The organism is Streptomyces sp. NPDC055632 (assembly GCF_053618675.1).
Genome location: NZ_JBSHHY010000063.1, coordinates 1 through 22,318 on the forward strand (window position 1 = coordinate 1; position 22,318 = coordinate 22,318).

A 22,318-nucleotide genomic window follows, 5' to 3' on the forward strand; every position below is an offset into this window, starting at 1 on the left:
CGTACGGGCGGGCTACCGAACCGGCTGCCACCCCGTGACCGGGGTGGCCGCCCTTTCTGCGCCCACAGGCCGCTTACTTGCCCTTGGCGGCTTCCTTGAGCTTCGAGCCCGCGGAGACCTTCACGCTGTAGCCGGCCGGGATGTTGATCGGGTCGCCGGTCTGCGGGTTACGAGCGGTGCGAGCGGCACGGTGGGTGCGCTCGAAGGTCAGGAAGCCGGGGATGGTGACCTTCTCGTCGCCCTTGGCGACGACCTCGCCGACGGTCTCGGCGAGAGCGGCCAGCACGGCGTCGGCGTCCTTGCGGGTCACCTCGGCGCGGTCGGCCAGGGCGGCCACCAGCTCACTGCGGTTCATGTTGTTACTCCCGTGTTCTTCTTGCCTGTAAGGCGTGCCACGCGGCGGAAGCCGCGCGATTGGGTACAGCGAAGCCGATGCTGCCAGGGCCCTCGGACAGTCCCCGGACCCGGGTCACATGGACAGACCCTCGCGCCCAAACACGCATCCTGCCCCCACCAGCGGCGGGAACGCCAATCCGGCACCCCCGCGGGTCACACGAAAAGCGCCGGAACCCCGCGGTGGTGACGTTCTGTCGACTCCCCGCGAACCGCACGGAGTCGAAAAGCCACCCTAAAGGCGGGTTTACGCCACCGCGAATCGCGACGCGCCGTCAGCGCCGCGCCCGGCACCCGTGTCCGGCACCCGCGCCCGGCGCCCGTGTCCGGCGCCCGTGTCCGCCTGGGGGGCGCCGTCAGAGCGCGGACGGGGCCGCGCCGCCGCCCGCCGCCTTCGCCGCGGTGCGGACCGCTCCGGCGACCGCGCCCGCCACCTTGTCGTTGAAGACCGACGGGATGATGTAGTTCGGGTTCAGCTCGTCCTCGGTGACCACGTCGGCGAGGGCCGCGGCGGCCGCCAGCATCATGTCCGTGTTGACCGTGCGGGACTGGGCGTCCAGCAGGCCGCGGAAGACGCCGGGGAAAACCAGGACGTTGTTGATCTGGTTGGGGAAGTCGGAGCGGCCCGTGGCGACGACGGCGGCCGTCTGGCGGGCGACGGCCGGGTCGACCTCGGGGTCGGGGTTCGCGAGCGCGAACACGATGGCGCCGTCCGCCATGGCGGCGACGTCCTCGCCGTCGAGCAGGTTCGGGGCCGAGACGCCGATGAAGACGTCCGCGCCGGAGACGGCCTCCTTGAGGGTGCCGGTGACGCCCTCCGGGTTGGTGTTGTCCGCGATCCAGCGCAGCGGCGAGTCGGCCGGGGCCTCGACCAGGTCCTCGCGGTCCGCGTGGACGACGCCCTTGATGTCGGCGACGACGGCGTGCTTGACGCCCGCCGCGATCAGCAGCTTCAGGATGGCCGTACCGGCCGCGCCGGCGCCGGACATGACGACCCGCACGTCGCCGATGCCCTTGTCGACCACCCGCAGGGCGTTGGTGAGGGCGGCGAGGACGACGATGGCGGTGCCGTGCTGGTCGTCGTGGAAGACCGGGATGTCCAGGGCCTCGCGCAGCCGGGCCTCGATCTCGAAGCAGCGCGGAGCGGAGATGTCCTCCAGGTTGATGCCCGCGAAGCCGGGGGCGATGGCCTTGACGATCGCGACGATCTCGTCGGTGTCCTGGGTGTCCAGGCAGAGCGGCCAGGCGTCGATGCCGGCGAAGCGCTTGAAGAGGGCGGCCTTGCCCTCCATGACGGGCAGGGCGGCCTTGGGGCCGATGTTGCCGAGGCCGAGGACGGCGGAGCCGTCGGTGACGACCGCGACGGAGTTGCGCTTGATGGTGAGGCGGCGGGCGTCCTCGGGGTTCTCGGCGATCGCCATGCAGACCCGGGCGACGCCGGGGGTGTAGATCATGGAGAGGTCGTCGCGGTTGCGGATGGGGTGCTTGGACGCCATCTCGATCTTGCCGCCGAGGTGCATCAGGAAGGTGCGGTCGGAGACCTTGCCGAGGACGACGCCCTCGATGCCGCGCAGCTGCTCCACGATCAGGTCGGCGTGGGCCGTGGAGGTCGCGGCGATGGTGACGTCGATGCGGAGCTTCTCGTGGCCGGAGGCGGTCACGTCGAGGCCGGTGACGGATCCGCCGGACGACTCCACCGCCGTGGTGAGCTGGGAGACCGCGGTCCCGCTCGCGGGAACCTCCAGCCGGACCGTCATCGAGTACGAGACGCTGGGCGCCGTTGCCATGGCCGAGTTCCTCTGCTTTCCCTGAGCTTCGTTGCTACGCCCGCCCCGGCTGGTCGCCCGGCGGCGCCCTCCGATGGTCGCACCTACCGGCGAGTAGCAGGTAATGCGGTCATTTTGTTTTCGGAAAGTAGTTTCCACCATACGAGAGGAGCGCGGGAAACAGAAGAGGTCCCCGCCACCAGGGGTGACGAGGACCTCGACTTCGTAGCTACGTACTAGGTGGCACCGACCCGCCATGCTCGCCTCGCGGCAAGTGGTCCCTCTGAGGGACGAAGGTTGGGCCCGGGGGCTTGGATCGAGCCGGTGCCACCCCCAGGCTAACAAACCACTCCCGTTGGTGATTCCAGCGCCACAGGTTGACCTGAAACCGGCCATGGTTCCGGCCCCGCGACGGGCACCCGGAGGGCCCGCCGCGGACCGGGGCTCAGTCCCGCAGCAGGTCCGGCACCCCCGCCGCGTCCGGCAGGTCGCCGGCCCCCGCGACCACCGTGAGCTGCTGCGTCGCCCGGGTCAGGGCCACGTAGAGCACCCGCAGGCCGGCCGGGGACTCGTCCGCGATCTCGGCGGGCGAGACGACCACCGTGGCGTCGTACTCCAGGCCCTTCGCCTCCAGGGAGCCGAGCGCCACCACCCGGTCGCCGAGCTCCGCGAGCCAGCGGGCGGCCTCCGCGCGCCGCCGCATGGCGACGACGACGCCGACCGTTCCCTCGACCTGTTCGAGGAGCCGGCGCGCTTCGAAACGTACGGTTTCGGCCAGATCCGCTTCCCCGGACCCCTCCGGGACCGCGACGAACCGGGGCTCGACGCCGGTCGAGCGGACCGCGCGGGGCGACTCCTTGCCCGGCATGGCGAGGGCGAGGACCTTGGCGGCCAGCTCGGCGATCTCGGCCGGGTTGCGGTAGTTCACGGTCAGCTCGAAGCGGCGGCGCGGCCGGGAGCCGAGCGCCTCGTCCCGGGCCTCGGCGGCCTCGTCCGGGTCGGACCAGGAGGACTGCGCCGGGTCGCCGACCACCGTCCAGGTGGCGTGCCGGCCGCGCCGCCCGACCATCCGCCACTGCATGGGCGTGAGGTCCTGGGCCTCGTCGACGATCACGTGCGCGTACTCGGTGCGCTCCGCCGCGAGCCGCTCGGCCCGCTCGCGCTGGGTCTCCTCCCGTACCGGCATCAGCTCCTCCAGGCCCGTGAGCTGGTCCAGCGGGTCGTACTCCCGCTTCCTCCGGGGCCGGGCCGGGGCGCCGAGCAGGGTGTTCAGCTCGTCGAGGAGGGCCACGTCGTGGACGGAGAGCTCCGGGCGGCGCAGCGAGCGGGCCAGCCTGCGCACCTCGCCCGGGTTGAGGATCCGGCGGGCCCAGCGGCCCAGGCGCCGCTCGTCGGCCATCGCGTCGAGGACCCCGCGGGGGGTCAGCTCGGGCCACCAGGCGTCCAGGAAGCCGAGGAAGGAGTCCTCGGTGGAGACGTCCTCGTCGAAGGAGGAGCGCAGCTCGGCGGCGAGCTCGGGGTCGCTGTGCCGGCCGGCCGCGCCGGACCTGGCGTACAGCGCGTCGAGCAGCAGCCGGCGGGCGCGCGGGCGCAGCAGGTTGACGGGGGCGGTGCCGCCGAGGACGTTGTGGCGGATGCGCCGCAGCTCGTCGGCCTCCAGCTCCAGGCGGCGCCCGAAGGCGACGACCCGCAGACGGGTGGGGGTGCCGGCGGGCGCCCGGTCGGCGTCCTCCCCCAGCTCGGGCTGCGCCCTGGGCGCGGGGGTCTCCAGGGCTCCCCTGGCGGCCTTGCGGAGCACCGCGAGCATCCGGGAGGAGCCCTTGATCCGGGCGACGGCCGGGTCGTCGTACGCGGTGGCCTCGGCGCCGTCGACCAGCGAGCCGACCGCGCGGATGGCGACCTGGCCCTCCTCGCCGAGGGAGGGCAGGACGCCCTCGGTGTACGAGACGAGGAGCGGGGTCGGGGAGACGATCAGGATGCCGCCCGCGTACCGCCGCCGGTCCTGGTAGAGCAGGTACGCGGCCCGGTGCAGGGCCACGGCGGTCTTGCCGGTGCCGGGGCCGCCCTCCACGTACGTCACGGAGGCGGCGGGCGCCCGGATGACGAGGTCCTGCTCGGCCTGGATGGAGGAGACGATGTCCCGCATGGTGTGGCTGCGGGCCTGGCCGAGTGCGGCCATCAGGGCGCCGTCGCCGATGACGGGCAGCTCGCGCCCGTCGAGGGTGGCCCGCAGCTCGGGGCGCATCAGGTCGTCCTCGACGCCGAGGACCTGCCGGCCCTTGGAGCGGATGACCCGGCGGCGCACGACCCGGCCGGGGTCGACGGGGGTCGAGCGGTAGAAGGGCGCGGCGGCGGGCGCGCGCCAGTCGATGACGAGCGGCGCGTAGTCGGAGTCGAGGACGCCGATGCGGCCGATGTGGAGGGTCTCGCCGATGTCGGCGGTGTTGTCCGGACGTACGGCGTCCTCGGCGGGCTCGACGGAGGTGTAGGCGCCGTCGGGGCCCTTCTTCCCGTCCTTGCCGTACAGCAGGTCGATCCTGCCGAAGAGGAAGTCCTCGAACTCGTTGTTGAGCCGGTTGAGGTGGATGCCGGCCCGGAAGACCTGGGCGTCGCGCTCGGCGAGGGCGCCGGGCGTGCCGACCTGCCCGCGCTGGGCGGCGTCGTTCATCAGGAACTCCGCCTCGTGGATCTTCTCCTCCAGCCGGCGGTAGACCTGGTCAAGATGTTCCTGCTCGACACCGATCTCACGGTCCCTGACCGTGTCCACGGCTTCCTGCGCGGCCACCTAAGGCCCCCTTCTCACGTGCACTGGGCAGCCGTCGAGCGTACGCCACCGGGAGCCGCCGTGTCAGGCGGGCGGGGGGTCGTCGTGCAGGAGCCGCTGGAAGAGGTGGTGGTCGCGCCACTCCCCGTCGATGTGGAGGTAGCGGGGCGCGGTGCCGATGCGGGTGAACCCGCTCTTGGCGAGGACCCGTTGGGAGGCGTGGTTGCCGAGGAGGGTGCAGGCCTCGATCCGGTGCAGCCCGAGCTCCTCCCGGGCGGCCCGGCAGGCCTCGGCGACGAGCGCGGTGGCCAGGCCGCGTCCGGCGTGGTGCGGGTCGGTCCAGTAGCCGAGGGAGGCGCTGCGGAGGGGTCCGAGGACGATCCCGGAGAGCGTGGCGACGCCCGTGATCTCGTCCCCGTCGACGCCGAACCACCGCACCCCGCCGTCCGCGAGCCGCTCGGCCTGTCCCTCGACGGTGTAGTACCGCTCGGCCCGGTAGGGCTCCCACGGCTTCATGTACGCCCGGTTCCGCGTCACCGCCCGGGCGAGGGCGGGCGCGTCGTCGGGAGCGGCGGGGCGGACGCGGGGGCCTTCGGCGGTCATGCGCGTACGGTAGCGGGCCGCCGCGTCCGTTCCTACCCGCCGTACTTGTCGTCCGCCGACGGGTCCAGGGCCAGCCGGTAGCCCCGCTTCACCACCGTCTGGATCAGCTTCGGGGTGCCGAGGGCCGTGCGGAGGCGGGCCATCGCCGTCTCCACCGCGTGCTCGTCGCGGCCCGCGCCCGGCAGGGCGCGCAGGAGGTCGGCGCGGGAGACCACCCAGCCGGGGCGGCGGACGAGGAGGCCCAGGAGGGCCATGCCGGCGGGCGGGACGGGCCGCAGGGCGCCGTCGACGAGGACGGCGTGGCCGCGCACCTCCACCCGGTGCCCGGCCACCGGCAGGACCCGGGCGCGGGCGGGCAGTTCGGTGCAGAGCACCTGGACGAGCGGCCCGAGCCGGAAGCGCTCGGGCTGGTACGTGTCGATGCCCTCCGCCTGGAGCCGCAGCGCGGTCACGGGGCCCACGCACACCGCGAGCACGTCGTGCCGCAGCGCCGCGACGAGGTCCGCCCGTACCCCCTTCTCCGCCGCCCGGGAGAGCAGCGAGACGGCGGCCGGGGCGCTGGTGAAGGTCACCGCGTCCACGCCCCGGGCGAGGACCGCGTCGAGGAGCCGGTCGAGCGGGCCGGTGTCCTCCGGCTGGAGCCAGCGGTAGACGGGGACGCCGACGACCTCGGCCCCGCCCTCCCGCAGCGCCTCCACGAAGCCGGGCAGCGGCTCCCCGTGCAGCTGGAGCGCGATCCGGCGGCCGGCCACCCCCTCGTCGAGGAGCCGGTCGAGGACCTCGGCCATGGACTCCGAGGACGGCGACCAGGACTCGGTGAGTCCGGCGGCCCGTACGGCCCCCTTGACCTTCGGTCCCCGGGCGAGGAGTTCGACGTCCCGCAGGACGGCGAGGAGCTCCTCGCCGTACCCCCAGCCGTCGGCGGCCTCGACCCAGCCCCGGAAGCCGATCGCCGTGGTGGCGACGACGACGTCCGGGGCGTGGCCGATGAGGTCCTTGGTGGAGGCGAGGAGTTCGGTGTCGTCGGCGAGCGGCACGATCCGCAGGGCGGGTCCGTGGACGACGGCGGCGCCGCGCCGGCGCAGCAGGGCGATGAGTTCGTCCGCGCGCCGTGCCGCGGTGACGCCGATGGTGAAGCCGGCGAGGGGGCCGTGTTCTTGCTCGTCCATGGACGCAGAGCCTGACGGGGACGCGTGACGGACGCGGTTCGTCCGCATTTCCTGGTCGTTACGGTCCGTGCCGTGCACCGGGGATCACACCTTCGCGTAACCGGGCCGGGCCTCCGGCTCCGTGACGGCCTCGGCGGTCTCGGGCACGGCCGCCGGCCGTCGAAGGTATACCGCCCGGGTGACGCCCATGCAGACCGCGTAGAAGACGAGGAAGGCGACGAAGGCGGCGGTGCCGGTGCCGGAGGTCTGGAAGGACTGGCGGAAGGCCAGGTTGATGCCGAGCCCGCCGAGCCCGCCGACCGCCCCGATGAGGCCCATGGCGGCCCCGGAGAGCCGCCGTCCGTAGGCCTCGGCCTGCTCGCCCGCGAGCCCCTTCCGGTGCCCCTGGGCGAGGAAGATCGCCGGGATCATCTTGAACGTGGAGCCGTTGCCGAGGCCGCTGAGGACGAAGAGGCCGATGAAGCCGGCGAGGAAGACGGGAAGCGACTCGATCAGGGAGGCGTAGATCACCACGGAGGTCGCGGCGGCCATCGCGGCGAAGGTCCACAGGGTGATGCGGGCGCCGCCGTGGCGGTCGGCGAGGGAGCCGCCGACGGGCCGGACGAGCGAGCCGAGCAGGGGGCCGATGAAGGTGAGCGAGGCCGCCTGGAGCGGGGTGCGGCCGAACTGCGTCTGGAGCACCAGGCCGAAGGCGAAGCTGTAGCCGATGAAGGAGCCGAAGGTGCCGACGTAGAGGAAGGCCATGATCCAGGTGTGCCGGGCCCGCACGGCCTCCTTCGCGGCCCCGGTGTCGTTCCTGACGGGGGCGAGGTTGTCCATGAAGAGCGCGGAGCACGTGGCGGCGACCACGACCAGGGGCAGGTAGACGCCGAGCACGATCCGGGGGTGCATCGCGCCCGCGGTTCCGATGACGAGGAGGCCGACAAGCTGCACGACGGGGACGCCGATGTTGCCGCCGCCCGCGTTGAGGCCGAGCGCCCAGCCCTTCTTCCGCAGCGGGAAGAAGGCGTTGATGTTGGTCATGGAGGAGGCGAAGTTGCCGCCGCCGACGCCGGTGAGGGCCGCCACCAGGACGAAGGTGGTGTACGACGTCCCGGGCTCCATGACCGCGAAGGCGAGGCCGGTCGGCAGCAGGAGCAGCAGGGCGCTGAAGACCGTCCAGTTCCGGCCGCCGAAGCGGGCGACGGCGAAGGTGTACGGGATCCGGATCAGCGCGCCGACGAAGGTGGCGGTGCCGATCAGGAAGAACTTGCCGGCGGGGTCGACGCCGTACTCCGGTCCCATGAAGAGGACCATGACCGACCACAGGCTCCAGACGGAGAAGCCGATGTGCTCGGAGAGGACGGAGAAGTACAGGTTCCGCCGTGCGACCCGCTCCCCCTCCTCGCGCCAGAAGACCTCGTCCTCCGGTTCCCACCGTTCGATCCACCGGCCGCCCATGTCGCACCTCCGCGGTGTCGGGTCCTGGGGCGTCCACAGCCCCGGTCCTCCTGCGGACGACGCTAGGGAGGCCGCGTTTCAGGCCGGTGCCGCGAGGTGACGGCGGCGGAACCTTGCTCTCACCCGGGGGAGGCGGCTGCTGTGAGCGGGGCACGCGCGCGCGGCGCGTCCGGGGCTTCCGGGAGGCCCGGCTCGTCCTCCGGGAGCCAGGAGTCCGGCGGACGGACGAGCCAGCCCTCCCGGGCGCCGATCTCGGCGGCGGCGGTCCGCAGGGCGTCCAGGCCGGGGTGGCGGAGCCCCTTGCGCCACACCAGGCTCACGGGCGACAGGGGGACGGGGTCGACGAGCGGCCGCAGGACGCAGCCGGGCATGGGCGGGAACTCGACGACGGCGAGGACCGGGTGGCGGTGCTTGGCCATGATCCGGCGGAACTCCTCCTTGCCGACGGCGAGCGGGGCGGGCGGGGCGAGTCCGATGCCGCGCCCGGCGAAGAGCCGGACGGCGAGGTCGGTCCACTCGGGGGTGCGCTCGTTCCCGGCCCCGGCGTAGATCCGCTCCCCGGCGAGGGCGGCGAGGGGGACCTCGGGGAGGCCGGCGAGCGGATGGTCCTCGGGCAGGATCACGGCCATCGGCTCGTACCGCACGAACTGCGCGTCGAGCCCCGCCCTGAGGTCGGGCGCGAGGCCGCCGTACCGGCCGAAGGAGGTGTCGAGGCGGCCGGCGACGACGGCCCGCGCGGCGCCGGTGAGGCCGCTCTCGTAGCGGGCCATCAGTTCGAGGTCGGGGGCGAGTTCGCGGGCCCGGCGCAGGACGCGCTCGTGGGCGAGGTCGGGGCTGTTGAGGTCGACGAGGAGGGGCCGTGGAGCGCCCCGGAAGGCCTCGCGCAGCTCGTCGTGGGCGGCGAGCACCCGGCGCGCGTACGGCAGCAGGCGCTCGCCGTCGGGGGTGAGGGAGACCTGCCGGGTGGTCCGTACGAACAGCTCGGCGCCCAGCTCGCGCTCAAGCCGCCGGACGTCCCGGCTGAGGGCCTGCTGGGCGACGTAGAGGCGGGCGGCGGCGCGGGTGAAGTGCAGCTCCTCGGCGACGGCGGTGAAGGAGCGTAGGAGACGGGGGTCGGTGTCGTACGGGGAGGCCATCGGCGCATTCAACAACACGGGTGCGTGAATGGCCACCGATCAGGTGTTGGACCGGACGGGACCGCGCGCCCGAACCTTGATCCATGCCGCAACCGGACCTCACCCTGACCCCGGCGGGCCCGGCCCTCGCGCCGCGCTACGACGACCCCGCCGACCGGCCGCACGGCCCCGGCCGAAGCCCCCGCGACCGGGCCCCCGTCCCCCCGCGCCCCCCTTCCCGCAACCCCTACCGGCGCCTCTTCGCCCGCCCCGGCACCCTCGCCTTCACCGTCGGGGGGCTGATCGGCCGGCTGCCCGCGGGCATGTTCGGCGTCAGCGCCGTGATCATGATCGCGTCGGCGTACGGCTCCTACGCCCTGGCCGGCGCGGTCACCGCCACCGGGCTCGCCGTCGGCTCCGTCGTCGCCCCCCTGACCGCCCGGCTCGTCGACCGGTACGGGCAGGCCAGGGTCGCGGTCCCGGCCGCCGCGTACGCCTTCCTGGGGCAGCTGGTCCTGGCGCTGTGCGTCCACGAACGGGCCCCGGCCTGGACGCTCTTCGCGACGGTCGCCCTCACCGCCACGTTCCCGAACACCGGCGGCATGTCCCGGGCCCGCTGGGCGCACCTGCTGCGCGACGACCCGGGCGCGCTGCACACCGCGAACTCCTTCGAGCAGGCCGTCGACGAGCTCTGCTTCATGCTGGGCCCGGTGCTCGCCGCCCTCCTCTGCTCGGCGCTCTTCCCGGAGGCGGGCACGCTCGGGGCCTGCGCCCTCTTCCTCGGCGGGACCCTCCTCTTCACCGCCCAGCGCTCCACCGAGCCGCCGGTCGCCCCGCGCGTCCCGGCGGGCTCCCCACTGCGCGCGCCCGGCATGGCCCCGCTGCTCGCGGTCTTCCTCGCCACCGGGGCGGTCTTCGGCTCCATGGAGGTGGTGACCCTGGCGTACGTGGACGGGCCCCTCGCCGGACCGGTCCTCGCCCTCCAGGCCGCGGGCTCCTGCGCCGCCGGCCTGCTCTACGGCCGGGCCCGGCGCACCGCGCGGCTGCGCACCTGTCTGGCCGCGATGACGGTCCTGATGGCGCTGCCGCTGCTCACCGCCTCGACCGGCTCCCTGCTCGCCCTGGCCGCCGGCCTGCTCGTGGCGGGCATGGCGACGGCCCCGACGATGGTGACGGGCATGGGCCTGGTCCAGCGCCTCACGCCCCCGGACCGGCTCAACGAGGGCATGACCCTGGCCGTGACCGCGCTCCTCGCGGGCATCGCGACCGGCTCGGCGTCCGGCGGCTGGGCCGCCGACCACGCCCCGTTCCCCGCGTTCGGCTTCCTGATCCCGGTCGCGGCGGCGGCCGTCGCGCTCGCCCTGTGCACGGCCGCGGACATGACGAAGGCCCGGCGGTCGTGGTGACCACCGGGCCTGCGCCCACATGGGATGAGTGGAGATGGCGGGAATCGAACCCGCGTCCAACGGTACGGAAACAGAGCTTCTCCGTGTGCAGTCCGCTACGAGTTTCTCAGCCCCGGAGATCACGCGGACAAGTCTCCGACGGGCTCAGTCACTGTTTGATTTCCCTCTCACCCCCGTGACCGGGGTGAGAGGTTTAGATCCCTAAATGACGCCAGGATCCGGGTCGGGACCGTCCCCGGGCTGACGCTCCTCACAGAGGCTTCTGTTCGTTACCTGAAATCAGGCAGCGAGGGCGAAGCGGGAGTTATCGCTCTTGGAGTTGGCGATTATTGGTTGCGACATATGGTTTACGAGATCATTGCCGCTTCCTCGACACGCTTCCTCTGCATCGGTATCCGCTGTCGAAACCGATCATCCCCATGTTGATTTTTCAAAGGTCGCACCCGCGGTGGGGTGCGTGCCCCATCGTACGTGACCAACGGCGGCCGTCGCCAGCGTATTCCCGGCGGCCGGTCCCCCGGCTAGAGGGACTGGCCCGCGCGCTGGCGCCGCTTGGCCGCCGCGACGGCGCGGTTCGTCTCGCGCGTGTCCTGCTTCTCGCGCAGGGTCTGGCGCTTGTCGTACTCCTTCTTGCCCTTGGCGAGGGCGATCTCGACCTTGACCCGGCCGTTCAGGAAGTACAGGGCGAGGGGCACGATCGTGTGACCCGTCTCCTGGGACTTCGCCTCCAGCTTGTCGATCTCCTCCCGGTGCAGGAGCAGCTTGCGCTTCCGCTTGGCCGAGTGGTTGGTCCAGCTGCCCTGCATGTACTCCGGGACGTGGATGTTGTGCAGCCACGCCTCGTGGTCGTCGATCTGGACGAAGCCGTCGACCAGCGAGGCCCGTCCCATCCGCAGCGACTTCACCTCGGTGCCCATGAGCACCACACCGCACTCGTAGGTGTCGATGATGAGGTAGTCGTGCCGCGCCTTCTTGTTCTGCGCGATCAGCTTGCGCTCCGGCGCCTTGTCCTGGTTCTTCTTGGCAGGCTTGCCCTGCACGTTCACGAGTCCCTTTGCCATAGTGCGGTCATTTTCGCACTACGAGCCCCCTCCGAGGCCACTCAATACCGTTCTCGCCCGCTCCTCGGCCCGCTCCCCCGCCGTCAGGTCCGGGGTGATGCCGCGCCCGTCGACGGCGTGCCCGGCGGGGGTGCGGTAGTGGCCGACGGTCAGCTCGGCGACCGAGCCGTCGGGCAGGGTGCTCGGCATCTGCACCGAGCCCTTGCCGAAGGTCCGGGAGCCGACCGTGACGGCCCGGCCCCGGTCCTGGAGGGCGCCGGTGAGCAGCTCGGCCGCGCTCATCGTGCCCCCGTCGACCAGCGCCACCAGGGGCCGCTCGGTGTCGCCGCCGCCCTCCGCGTACACGGCCCGCTCCTCGCCCTCCACGTCGTACGTGGCGACGAGCCCGCCGTCCAGGAAGGCGGAGGCGGCGGTGGCGGCCTCCGCGACCAGGCCGCCCGCGTTGCCCCGCAGGTCCAGGAGGACCCCGACTCCTGCCGGGGCTTCCCGCACCGCGTCGCGCACGCGCGTGCCGGCGCCCTTGGTGAAGGCCTCGACCCGGATCAGTACGGCCCCGTCGTCGAGGCGGCGGACGGTCACCGGGTCCGTCGCGAGCCGGGCCCGGCGCAGGGTCTGCGTCCAGGCGGTGCGCCCGCGCTCGACCCGCAGGGCGACGGACGAGCCCGGCACCCCGTCGCCGCGCAGCAGGGCGACGGCCTCGGAGACGGAGAGCCCGTCGACCGGGCGTCCGTCGACGGAGACGAGCCGGTCGCCGGTACGGAGCCCGGCCCGGGCGGCGGGGCCGCCGGCCTGGACCCGGGTGATCAGGACGCGGTCCCCGGCGGCCCGGCCCGCGGAGAGCCCGACGCCCGTGTAGGCCCCGTCGAGGGCCTGCTCGAACTCCTCGTACTCCCGCTTGTCGTACACCGCGCCCCAGCGGTCGCCGCTGCGGCTGACGAACTCCTCGGCGGCCTTCTTGCCCGACTTCCCGTCGGCCATGGCCGCGGCGGCGGCGCGGCGGAGCGCGGCGCTGTCGACGGGGGCGCGGTCCCCGGGCCGCTGTCCCGCGCCCGGGGACGCCCCTGGCCGCTTGGCGGCCGACTCCTGCCGGGGCAGCGAGCCCGTGGCGGCGGCGGTGGCGAGGACGCCGGTGAAGACCAACGTCAGAACGGCCCCACGGAGCACTCCGCGGGGCCGGATACAGAGAAGGTCGGTGCCGTCCGGCATGTCGCCCACTCTAGGACAAGACGATGGCGCCGCACGGGCTTTGGCCGTACGACGCCATCCACGGAGAGGGGTGTCTTCTCACACCTTCAGGTACTTGCGCAGCGCGATGAGAGCCGCCACGGCGGGCATCAGGAGCCCGATGGCGATCACCAGCGGCAGCTTGGCGAAGACGGCGTCCCAGCCGATGAACTGGATGAGCTGGACCTTGTCGGCGAGCGCGATGCCGTGGTCGATCAGGAAGTACCGGCCGACGAGCAGCAGCAGGCACGCGACGCCGCCGCCGAGGAGTCCGGCGAAGGCGGCCTCCATGATGAACGGCATCTGGATGTAGAAGCTGGACGCGCCGACGAGCCGCATGATCCCCGTCTCGCGGCGGCGGCTGAAGGCCGAGACGCGCACGGTGTTGACGATCAGCATCAGCGCGATGACCAGCATCAGGCCCATGACGCAGAGCGCGGCGATGTTCATGCCGTTCATCAGGTCGAAGAGGTTCTGCAGGATGTTCCGCTGGTCCTGGACCGACTCGACGCCGTCCCGGCCGGCGAAGGCCGTGGCGACCACCTTGTACTTCTCCGGGTCCTTGAGCTTGACCCGGAACGACGAGGGCATCTGGTCCGGCGTCACCACGGAGGCCAGGGCGGTGTCGCCGTACTGCTCCTTGTAGTGCTTGTAGGCCTCGTCGGACGTCTCGTAGTGGACGGTCTCGACGATGTCCATCTCGTTCAGGTCGGCCTCGATCTGCTCCTTCTGCTGGCCGGTGACCGCGCCCTTGGGGCACTTTCCGGCCGTGGCCGCGTCGGCCTTGTTGCAGAGGTAGATGGAGACGTTGACCTTGTCGTACCAGTAGTCCTTCATCGTGCTGACCTGCTCGCGCATGAGCAGCGCGCCGCCGAACAGGGCGAGCGAGAGGGCCACGGAGACGATGACGGCGAAGGTCATCGTGAGATTGCGCCGGAGGCCGACGCCGATCTCGGAGAGCACGAACTGAGCGCGCATGGGTCTGCTTTCTCCTACTCGCTACAGGCTCAGTGCTGGTATCCGTAGACGCCGCGCGCCTGGTCGCGGACGAGGCGGCCCTTTTCCAGCTCGATGACGCGCTTGCGCATCTGGTCGACGATGTTCTGGTCGTGGGTCGCCATGACGACGGTGGTCCCTGTCCTGTTGATGCGGTCGAGCAGCTTCATGATGCCGACGGAGGTCTGCGGGTCGAGGTTGCCGGTGGGTTCGTCGGCGATCAGCAGCATCGGCCGGTTGACGAAGGCGCGGGCGATGGCGACGCGCTGCTGCTCACCGCCGGAGAGCTCGCCCGGCATCCGGTCCTCCTTGCCGCCGAGGCCGACCAGGTCGAGCACCTGCGGGACGGCCTTGCGGATCTCGCCGCGCGGCTTGCCGATGACCTCCTGGGCGAAGGCCACGTTCTGGGCCACGGTCTTGTTGGGCAGCAGGCGGAAGTCCTGGAAGACGGTCCCGAGCTGGCGCCGCATGTGCGGCACCTTCCAGTTGGACAGCCGGGCCAGGTCCTTGCCGAGGACGTGCACCTGGCCTTGGCTGGCGCGCTCCTCACGCAGGAGCAGCCGCAGGAAAGTCGACTTTCCGGAGCCGGAGGAACCGACGAGGAAGACGAACTCCCCCTTCTCGATCTCCAGGGATACATCCCGGAGCGCGGGGCGGTTCTGCTTCGGATAGGACTTGGAAACGTTGTCGAATCGGATCACGGATGCACCACGGTCGGCCGGGAGTAGGTGAGCGTGACCTTACGCGACCGGGGACGGCCCTCGCAGTCGCGGTCCTGGCTTGCGCGGTATATCCTTTTCGCCCTTCCGGGCGGACCACGGCGGACCGGCGGGGCGCGCCGAAACGGCGCGGAGCTGGCACAGTGGTAGGGGAACGTCCGGATGCCTCCGGTCGTTGCCCTGGTGGGTACCCCAGTGCGGGAGGAGGAGAGCGCATGACCTACGACCGACTGGTGTGCGCCAACTGCGCGGCCCCGGTCGCCGAGGGCCGCTGCCCCGTCTGCCGCGCGAACCGGGAGCGACTGACCCCCCAGGGTCTTTCCCCCGCCATGCTGCTGACGGTGGCGATCGCCCTGCTGGCGGCGATCGCGCTGCTCGCGGCGGTCCGTGCGGCCTAGAGCCGCCCGAACGGGCCCGGGGCCGCCCCGGACGGCCCATGCGAGCCGGAGTACGGCCGAAGGGCCGGGGAGAGGTCTCCCCGGCCCTTCGTCATGCCCTGCTCACGTCCCGCTCACGCGCGGAGGCGTCAGACGGCGGTACGGCCGCCGGCGACGAGACGCGGCAGCATGCGGAAGCCGATGCCGCCCGCGATCATGGTCGCGGCGCCGATGATCAGGAACGAGGTCTCGGCCGCACCGGTCTCGGCGAGCTCCTCCTTGGCCTGCCCCTGCTGCACGGGCTGCGAGCCGGCGTTGTTGGTGTCGGGCTTGTTGGTGTCGACGCACTCGGCGCCGTCGAGGTCGACGGTGCAGGTGCCGGCGCCGCCGTCGGTGGAGGAACCGCCACCGGTGGTGGAACCGCCGTTGGATGCGGTGGAGCCACCGTTGGTGGACGCGCCACCGTTGCCGGACGCGCCACCGTTGCCGGACGCGCCACCGTTGGCAGCGGCGCCACCGTTGGCGGCAGCGCCACCGTTGGCAGCGGCACCGCCGTTGGCAGCAGCACCGCCGTCAGCCGCAGCACCACCATCGGCCGCAGCGCCACCGTCGGCCGCCGCGCCACCGTCAGCGGCAGCACCGCCATCGGCCGCAGCGCCACCGTCGGCCGCCGCGCCACCGTCAGCGGCAGCGCCACCGTCGGCCGCAGCGCCACCGTCAGCGGCAGCACCGCCGTCAGCCGCGGCACCGCCATCGGCCGCCGCGCCACCATCAGCGGCAGCACCGCCATCGGCGGCAGCGCCACCGTCGGCAGCCGCACCGCCATCAGCGGCGGCACCACCGTCAGCCGCAGCGCCACCATCAGCGGCCGCACCGCCATCAGCCGCGGCACCGCCATCGGCAGCCGCGCCACCGTCGGCCGCGCCGCCCACGGTCTGGCCGAGGATCGTGGTGCCGTCGGTGTCGCCCTCGTTCCCGTCCTGGATGCTGATCTCCCCGGAGCGGTCCGCGTCCGAACCGAAACCGTCGACGGCCTGCGCGGCACCGGCCGCCGTCAGGGACGCACCGGCGATGATCACGGCACTGGCCGCGACCCGCACCAGGCGGACTCGCGTCTTGTTGGTCATCTGGCTGCTACCCCCAGTAGCTCATCTCGTCATGGGGCAGCGCTCGGGGCCTGCGCGGCAGGGGCGGCGTCACGACTGGACCGGCCCCCGTTCACACGCGCCCCAGAAATGCGCATGCCAGTACGCCACCCTTCCGAGTTTCCGAAGAGGCGTCAAGGTCGTTGCGCGTGCGATGCCCGAAAGATCACCGGCTGACCGACATGCGACGATGCAACTGTGACGTAAACCTTGAACCACGGGCCCCGCCGCGTCAGTTCCCTTGTCGACAAAGCGTCCTGACGGCCCGTCTTCCGCTTGCGGCAGCGAATACGGAACGTCGCGTACGGGAAGCGCGGGCAGAACGGGCCGGGCCCCGCACCGTGTCGGTGCGGGGCCCGGCCGAGGAGGAGCGGCGGACTACTTGTCCTGCTGCTTGCGCCAGCGGATGCCCGCCTCCAGGAAGCCGTCGATCTCGCCGTCCAGGACGGACTGCGGGTTGCCGACCTCGAACTCCGTGCGCAGGTCCTTGACCATCTGGTACGGGTGGAGGACGTACGAGCGCATCTGGTTGCCCCAGGAGCTGCCGCTGTCCTTGAGCGCGTCCATCTTGGCGCGCTCCTCCTGGCGCTGGCGCTCCAGGAGCTTGGCCTGGAGGACGTTCATGGCGCTCGCCTTGTTCTGGATCTGGGAGCGCTCGTTCTGGCAGGAGACCACGATGCCGGTCGGGATGTGCGTGATGCGCACGGCCGAGTCGGTCGTGTTGACGCCCTGGCCGCCGGGGCCCGACGCGCGGTAGACGTCGACGCGCAGGTCCGACTCGTCGATCTCGACGTGGTCGGAGGACTCGACGACCGGCAGGATCTCGACGCCCGCGAAGGAGGTCTGGCGGCGCCCCTGGTTGTCGAAGGGCGAGATGCGGACGAGGCGGTGGGTGCCCTGCTCGACGGAGAGGGTGCCGTAGGCGTACGGGGCCTTCACCACGAAGGTGGTCGACTTGATGCCGGCCTCCTCCGCGTACGAGGTCTCGTAGATCTCGGTGGAGTAGCCGTGGCGCTCCGCCCAGCGCAGGTACATGCGCTGGAGCCGCTCGGCGAAGTCGGAGGCGTCGACGCCGCCGGCCTCTGCCCGGATGTTGACCAGCGCCTCGCGCTCGTCGTACTCGCCGGAGAGGAGGGTGCGGACCTCCATCTCGTCGAGGGCCTTGCGGACGGAGGCCAGCTCCGCCTCGGCCTCGGCGAGGGTGTCCGGGTCGTCCATCTCCTCGGCGAGCTCGAAGAGCACCCCGAGGTCGTCGATCCGCCCGCGCAGGGTCTCGGCCTTGCGGACCTCGGCCTGGAGGTGCGAAAGCTTGCTCGTGATCTTCTGCGCCGCCTCCGGGTCGTCCCACAGGGACGGGGCCGCGGCCTGCTCTTCGAGCACGGCGATGTCGGCCCTCAGCTTCTCGAGGTCCAGGACGGCCTCGATCGACCCCATGGTCGAGGAGAGGGACTTCAGCTCTTCGGATACATCGACGACTGCCACGCGTCCAGCGTAACGGCTCCGGGCGGGGAGCCGAACCTGCGGCCGCCGGGGCGCCTCCCCGGGGTTACGGGAGGGGCGAGGACTGCTTCGAGTCCTGCGGCGGGGCCTCGCCGTCGCCGGAGGCCGCGAGGTAGCCGCCGGCGCCCAGCGCTCCGGCGAGGACGACCGCCGCGACGGCGAGGGTGATCCGGCGCTTGCGGACCGCGCCCGCCTTGTGGCGGGCCGAGCCGGGGCGGCGGGCGCCCGCCGGGCGGGGGGCGCGGGCGGTGCCGAGGGGGCCGCCGGAGAGCTCGTCGGGGGCCGGGACCCGCATGGAGGTGTGGGTGTCGCGGTGGGAGTCGGGGGAGGCGCCGGGGACGAGCGGGACGGCGGCCCGGCGGGGGCCGGGCTCGGCGGCGCCCGGGGCGGCGTACGCGTCGTCCTCGTGCGGCTCCGGGGCCGGCTCCGCGTCGGGCTCGTCCACGTCCAGCGGCGGGATGCCCTTGAGCAGCGGCAGGACGTCCTTGAGGCGGGCGGCGAGCTCGGAGGCGCGCAGCCGGGAGGCCGGGGCCTTGGCGAGGCACTGCACGAGGAGCTGCCACAGCTCCTCGGGGATGCCGGGGAGCGGGACGACGGTCTCGGTGACGTGGCGGCGCAGGACCGCGCCGGGGTGGCCGCCGCCGAACGGGGTGAAGCCGGCGAGCAGCTCGTACAGGACGGTCGCGAGGGCGTAGATGTCGACGGCGGCGCGCGGCGGGAGGCCCTCGACGATCTCGGGGGCGAGGTAGTCGGGGGTGCCGATGATCCGGGTGGCCTTGGTGCGGCCGGGGGTGTCGATGAGCTTGGCGACGCCGAAGTCGGTGAGGAGGGCGGGGTGGGCGCCGCCGGGGCCGAGCGGGCCCTCCATGTCGAGCAGGATGTTCTCGGGCTTGACGTCCCGGTGGACGACCCCGGCGGCGTGCGCGGCGGCCAGGGCGTCGGCGACGTCGGCGACGATCGCGACGGCGGCCTCGGGGGCGAGCCGGCGCTCGCGGTCGAGGCGGGTGCGCAGGTCGGTGCCGCGCACCAGGTCCATGACGAGGGCGAGGTCGTTGCCGTCGACGACGAGGTCGCGGACCTTGACCACGCGCGGGTGGTCGAGGCCGAGCAGGGCGGTCCGCTCCTGCACGAAGCGGCCGACGAGTTCCTGGTCGGAGGCCAGGTCCTCGCGCAGCAGTTTGACGGCGACGGGCCCCTCGGGGCCCTCGCCGAGCCACACCGTTCCGGCGCTGCCCCGCCCGAGGATCTGGTGGGCGGTGTAGCGGCTGCCGATGTTCCGTGCCAAGACTGCTCCCTCAGCGGCTGCGGTTCACGCCAAACGTACGCGTCCGCGGGCGCCGGTCGTCACTTCCGAGGGGAAAACACCCCTCGGAAGTCGACAAATCAACAGTATTACTGTCCCGTACCGCCGGTAGCACCCGTGTTTCCGGTGCCGGTTCCGGTGCTCGCGCTGTCGAACAGTTCGGAGACCCAGGTGGTGAACGACGAGACGCCGTCGCCGATCGCCTCCCAGTAGCCCTTGCCCTCGGCGACCCAGCTCTGGAGCGGGGTCAGCTCCCAGACGAGCCAGCCGGCGACCACGAACAGGACGATCATGACCAGGCAGCCCTTGAGGCAGCCGAGGCCCGGGATCCGGACCGGGTTGGCGCTGCGCCGGCGCGGCTCGCGCGGCGGGCGCGGCTCGCGGGGCGCGGGGGCCTGGGGCGGCGGCTGCGGGGGCGTGTACTGCTGCCGGGGCGGGGCGTACTGCTGCTGCGGGGCGGGCGGCGGCGGAGGCGCGTACTGCTGGGGCTGGTGCTGCGGCCGGTACGGCTGGGGCTGCTGCTGCCGCTGCGGGGCGGGCCGCTGCTGCTGCTGGTACGGCGGGGGCTGCTGCTGCCGCTGCTGGTTCCTCGGGGGGTGCGGGGGCTGCTGCGGTTGGCGCTGCGGGCGCCGGCGCAGGGGGTCCTCGCTCGGGTCCAGGTACTGCACCTGCGTCTGCTCGTTGCGGTCGCGGGCGGCGCGCAGCTGGTTCTGCCAGGGGTGCGGCTCCTCGCCCTGTCCGGCCTGCGGCGGGCCCGGCGGGACGGGGGGCATGACGGCCGTCGGGTCGGCGCCGCCGCCCGGGCCGCTCGTCGGCATGACGCTGGTCGCGCCGGCGGGGTCGTACCGCGGCGGCGCCCCGGCCCCGGCGGGCAGCACCTGGGTGGGGTCGGCGGACCCGGGGGCGCCGTGGGACATCACCTGGGTCGGGTCGGCGGCCCCGGGGGTCTCCGGGACCGGCGCGGGCGCCGGGTCGGGGGCGAGGAGCGCCCCGACGCCGTCCGCCGCCTCGATCTGGGCGGGCGTGGCGTGCACGCCGATGCCGGCGGCGACCGCGCGCAGGCCCCGGGCGAGGTTCACGGCGCTCGGGCGCCGGTCCGGGTCCTTGCTGAGGCAGCGCTCTATCACCGTCCACAGCGGGCCGGGCACGGTCGAGGGGCGGCGCGGCTCCTCGCTGAGGTGGCGGTGGAGGACCTCCAGGGCGGTGCCGCCCGCGAACGGCGGACGGCCGGTGACCAGCTCGTAGAGGAGGATGCCCGCGCCGTAGATGTCGACGGCGGAGGTCTGCGGGCGGCCCTCGGCGGACTCGGGCGCCACGTACGCGGGCGTGCCGACGAACTCGTGGGTACGGGTCAGGCCCGGGGAGTCGGCGAGGCGCGCGATGCCGAAGTCGGTGAGCATCGGGTGCATCGCGCCGTCGCGCTCGGCAAGCAGGACGTTGGCCGGCTTGAGGTCGCGGTGGACGACGCCGTCGGCGTGGCTGGCGGCGAGCGCGTCGGCGATCTGGGCGGTGAGGAGCGCGGCGGCGACCGGGGTGAGCGGTCCGCTCTCCCGGATGTACCGGTGCAGGTCGGGGCCCTCGACGAGGTCCATGACGAGGGCGAGGACGTCGCCCTCGACGACCAGGTCGCGGGTGCGCACGATGTTCGGGTGGGTCAGCCGGAGCAGCACGGACCGCTCGCGCAGGAAGCGCATCACGATGTCCGCGTCGTTGGCCAGCTCCTCCTTGAGGACCTTGATCGCGACGGTCTCGCCGGGCTGGCCGGCCACGGCCGCCTCGGCGCCCGCCGTCTCCCGCTGGCGGGCTTGCCAGACGGTGCCCGTGGCGCCGCGGCCGAGCGGCTCCTCGAGCAGGTACTTGCTGCCGATAGGCCGCACGTCACGCGCTCCCTGCTGATCGTGGTCCCGGTGTGGTTCCCGTGATGTCCCCGCGGTCCCCGTGCTCTGTGGTGACCCGTCCGGGTGTCCGACCCACTTTAGGGCCTGCCCGGCGGATCACGGCCGGTCCGGACGGGTCGCGGGCCGGTCGTCCGCGGGGTGTCCCCGGGGGGCGGGCCCTGACCGAAGATGTCCGGAACGTACCCCGGTCCTGTCCGGAAGAAGACGCTTCTTCGCGCGGGACGGTTGCCGCGCATGTTCCGGAGGCATGCTCAACCAGGCACTTTTGCGCCCACAGCCGACCATTCAAGATCACTTACGGCCGACCTGCGGGCGCGGTGTCGGCGGCAGGTGCGAGGATGCCTCCAGCACGACGCACCGATGGGGTCGGGAGCCCCGCGCCGTGCCGACCTGTACCGGACGACGCGTCCGTGCGGGTGGGGGGAGACACGGGGCGGCCCCCTGCCGGACACGTCGCGCAGAAGGGACCGCTGACGGCGATGCAGATCCGGCTGACCGTCCTCGCGCCGCACGCCGGCCACGGCGCCGCGCGCGCCTGCGACGTGCTCGTCACCGCCCCCGCCGGGACGGCGCTCTCCGCCGTGGCCTCGCAGCTGGCCGCCGCCGTCACGGGCCCCGAGGCCTCCGCCTCGGGCACGATCGTGCTCCACGCGGGCGCGGAGCGGCTGGACGGCCGGCGCTGCGTGCTCGGGGAGCCCCCGCTGGTCGACGGCGCCGTCCTCTCGCTCCAGGTCCCGGGACCGGACGACCGGGTCGGGGAGGCCGCGGCCGCCCGGCTGCACGTGGTGGCGGGACCGGACGCGGGCGGGGTGCACCTGCTGCACGGCGGAGCGATCAGAATCGGCCGTTCCGTCGACGCCGACGTCCCGCTCGACGACCCGGACGTCTCCCGCGCCCACTGCACGGTGACGGTCGGCGCGGACGGCCGGGTCACGGTCGCCGACCGCGGCTCGACGAACGGCACGACCCTCGACGGCGCCCCCGTCGGCGAGCGCCCGGTCCGGCTCCGCCCCGGCGCCCTGCTGCGCCTCGGCGAGTCCGCCCTGCGCCTGACGGGCCCCGGCGACGACCTCCCCGGCGGTACGGACGCGGTGGCGACGGCCCCGGACGGCGAGGGGCACCTGCGGCTCGCGCGCGGGGCCGCCGGAGCGGACCGGACGGGCCCCGGCGGCCGGACGGCACCGGCGGGCGGTCCCGGGACGGCCCCGGGCGGCCCGGCGGACGACGACACGACCCACGGCGGCGGGCACGCGCTCGCGTGGGGCGGCGACGCCCCCCACGACGGGTACGACGGGGGCCACGGCTCCCGCGACGGCCACGACCACGGACACGGGCGCGACGGCGGCCCCCACGACCCGTACGGCTCCGCCGGAAGCGGCGGCGGGGCCCCGGCGGCTCCGGCCGCGACCGCGCCCCGGGCCGGCGGCAGGCGCGGGCTC

At 73.4% G+C, this 22,318-nt stretch carries 18 protein-coding genes and 1 other RNA gene; 3 read left to right on the forward strand and 16 right to left on the reverse strand.

The features are described from left to right. Nucleotides 1–73 precede the first annotated feature (73 nt). The 7 genes from ACWGSR_RS36220 to ACWGSR_RS36250 form a co-directional block, all read right to left on the reverse strand. Nucleotides 74–355, reverse strand: coding sequence for an HU family DNA-binding protein (locus ACWGSR_RS36220; protein WP_017237029.1), 282 nt, complete (start codon nt 353–355; stop codon nt 74–76). 394 nt (nt 356–749) lie between these two features. Continuing rightward, a complete protein-coding gene (locus tag ACWGSR_RS36225; RefSeq protein WP_453573406.1) occupies nt 750–2,180 on the reverse strand; it encodes a malic enzyme-like NAD(P)-binding protein in 1,431 nt (476 codons plus the stop codon). A gap of 424 nt (nt 2,181–2,604) precedes the next feature. Then, nucleotides 2,605–4,944 carry a HelD family protein gene (locus tag ACWGSR_RS36230; RefSeq protein WP_376238174.1) on the reverse strand — a complete coding sequence of 780 codons (2,340 nt, stop codon included), beginning with the start codon at nt 4,942–4,944 and terminating at the stop codon, nt 2,605–2,607. A gap of 63 nt (nt 4,945–5,007) precedes the next feature. Beyond that, nucleotides 5,008–5,526 (reverse strand): GNAT family N-acetyltransferase, encoded by a 519-nt coding sequence (locus ACWGSR_RS36235; protein WP_376238177.1) that lies wholly within the window; start codon nt 5,524–5,526, stop codon nt 5,008–5,010. 32 nt (nt 5,527–5,558) lie between these two features. Beyond that, on the reverse strand, nt 5,559–6,695 hold the full coding sequence (locus ACWGSR_RS36240) for a uroporphyrinogen-III synthase (protein WP_376238181.1): 1,137 nt from the start codon (nt 6,693–6,695) through the stop codon (nt 5,559–5,561). An 84-nt stretch (nt 6,696–6,779) separates the two neighbouring features. Beyond that, nucleotides 6,780–8,135, reverse strand: coding sequence for a nitrate/nitrite transporter (locus tag ACWGSR_RS36245; RefSeq protein WP_453573411.1), 1,356 nt, complete (start codon nt 8,133–8,135; stop codon nt 6,780–6,782). Nucleotides 8,136–8,254: 119 nt separating this feature from the next. Then, nucleotides 8,255–9,271, reverse strand: a complete 1,017-nt coding sequence (locus ACWGSR_RS36250) for a LysR family transcriptional regulator (protein WP_453573414.1) — start codon at nt 9,269–9,271, stop codon at nt 8,255–8,257. 83 nt (nt 9,272–9,354) lie between these two features. Here ACWGSR_RS36250 and ACWGSR_RS36255 point away from each other — a divergent pair, with 83 nt between their 5' ends. Continuing rightward, nucleotides 9,355–10,656, forward strand: coding sequence for an MFS transporter (locus ACWGSR_RS36255; protein WP_453573417.1), 1,302 nt, complete (start codon nt 9,355–9,357; stop codon nt 10,654–10,656). A gap of 26 nt (nt 10,657–10,682) precedes the next feature. Here ACWGSR_RS36255 and ssrA read toward each other — a convergent pair. The 5 genes from ssrA to ftsE form a co-directional block, all read right to left on the reverse strand. After that, nucleotides 10,683–11,075: a transfer-messenger RNA gene (gene ssrA / locus ACWGSR_RS36260) on the reverse strand. 102 nt (nt 11,076–11,177) lie between these two features. Beyond that, entirely contained in the window at nt 11,178–11,717 is a 540-nt protein-coding gene (gene smpB, locus ACWGSR_RS36265) for an SsrA-binding protein SmpB (RefSeq protein WP_366375144.1), read from the reverse strand. An 18-nt stretch (nt 11,718–11,735) separates the two neighbouring features. Beyond that, nucleotides 11,736–12,923, reverse strand: coding sequence for a S41 family peptidase (locus ACWGSR_RS36270; protein WP_453573420.1), 1,188 nt, complete (start codon nt 12,921–12,923; stop codon nt 11,736–11,738). Nucleotides 12,924–13,001: 78 nt separating this feature from the next. Continuing rightward, nucleotides 13,002–13,919, reverse strand: coding sequence for a permease-like cell division protein FtsX (gene ftsX / locus ACWGSR_RS36275; RefSeq protein WP_366375147.1), 918 nt, complete (start codon nt 13,917–13,919; stop codon nt 13,002–13,004). A gap of 29 nt (nt 13,920–13,948) precedes the next feature. After that, nucleotides 13,949–14,638, reverse strand: a complete 690-nt coding sequence (gene ftsE / locus ACWGSR_RS36280) for a cell division ATP-binding protein FtsE (RefSeq protein WP_053648390.1) — start codon at nt 14,636–14,638, stop codon at nt 13,949–13,951. A 233-nt stretch (nt 14,639–14,871) separates the two neighbouring features. Here ftsE and ACWGSR_RS36285 point away from each other — a divergent pair, with 233 nt between their 5' ends. Further along, on the forward strand, nt 14,872–15,054 hold the full coding sequence (locus tag ACWGSR_RS36285) for a hypothetical protein (RefSeq protein ID WP_453573425.1): 183 nt from the start codon (nt 14,872–14,874) through the stop codon (nt 15,052–15,054). Nucleotides 15,055–15,182: 128 nt separating this feature from the next. Here ACWGSR_RS36285 and ACWGSR_RS36290 read toward each other — a convergent pair whose 3' ends face one another. The 4 genes from ACWGSR_RS36290 to ACWGSR_RS36305 form a co-directional block, all read right to left on the reverse strand. After that, entirely contained in the window at nt 15,183–16,160 is a 978-nt protein-coding gene (locus ACWGSR_RS36290) for a hypothetical protein (protein ID WP_453573428.1), read from the reverse strand. 396 nt (nt 16,161–16,556) lie between these two features. Further along, entirely contained in the window at nt 16,557–17,660 is a 1,104-nt protein-coding gene (prfB, locus tag ACWGSR_RS36295; protein WP_376238200.1) for a peptide chain release factor 2, read from the reverse strand. Between the two features lie 64 nt (nt 17,661–17,724). Further along, on the reverse strand, nt 17,725–18,963 hold the full coding sequence (locus tag ACWGSR_RS36300) for a protein kinase domain-containing protein (protein ID WP_376238203.1): 1,239 nt from the start codon (nt 18,961–18,963) through the stop codon (nt 17,725–17,727). Nucleotides 18,964–19,070: 107 nt separating this feature from the next. Then, nucleotides 19,071–20,858, reverse strand: coding sequence for a serine/threonine-protein kinase (locus tag ACWGSR_RS36305; protein ID WP_453573432.1), 1,788 nt, complete (start codon nt 20,856–20,858; stop codon nt 19,071–19,073). A gap of 500 nt (nt 20,859–21,358) precedes the next feature. Between ACWGSR_RS36305 and ACWGSR_RS36310 the strand changes: the two genes are divergently transcribed. Further along, the coding region (locus ACWGSR_RS36310) for an FHA domain-containing protein (protein ID WP_453573435.1) at nt 21,359–22,318 on the forward strand (960 nt) is incomplete at its 3' end.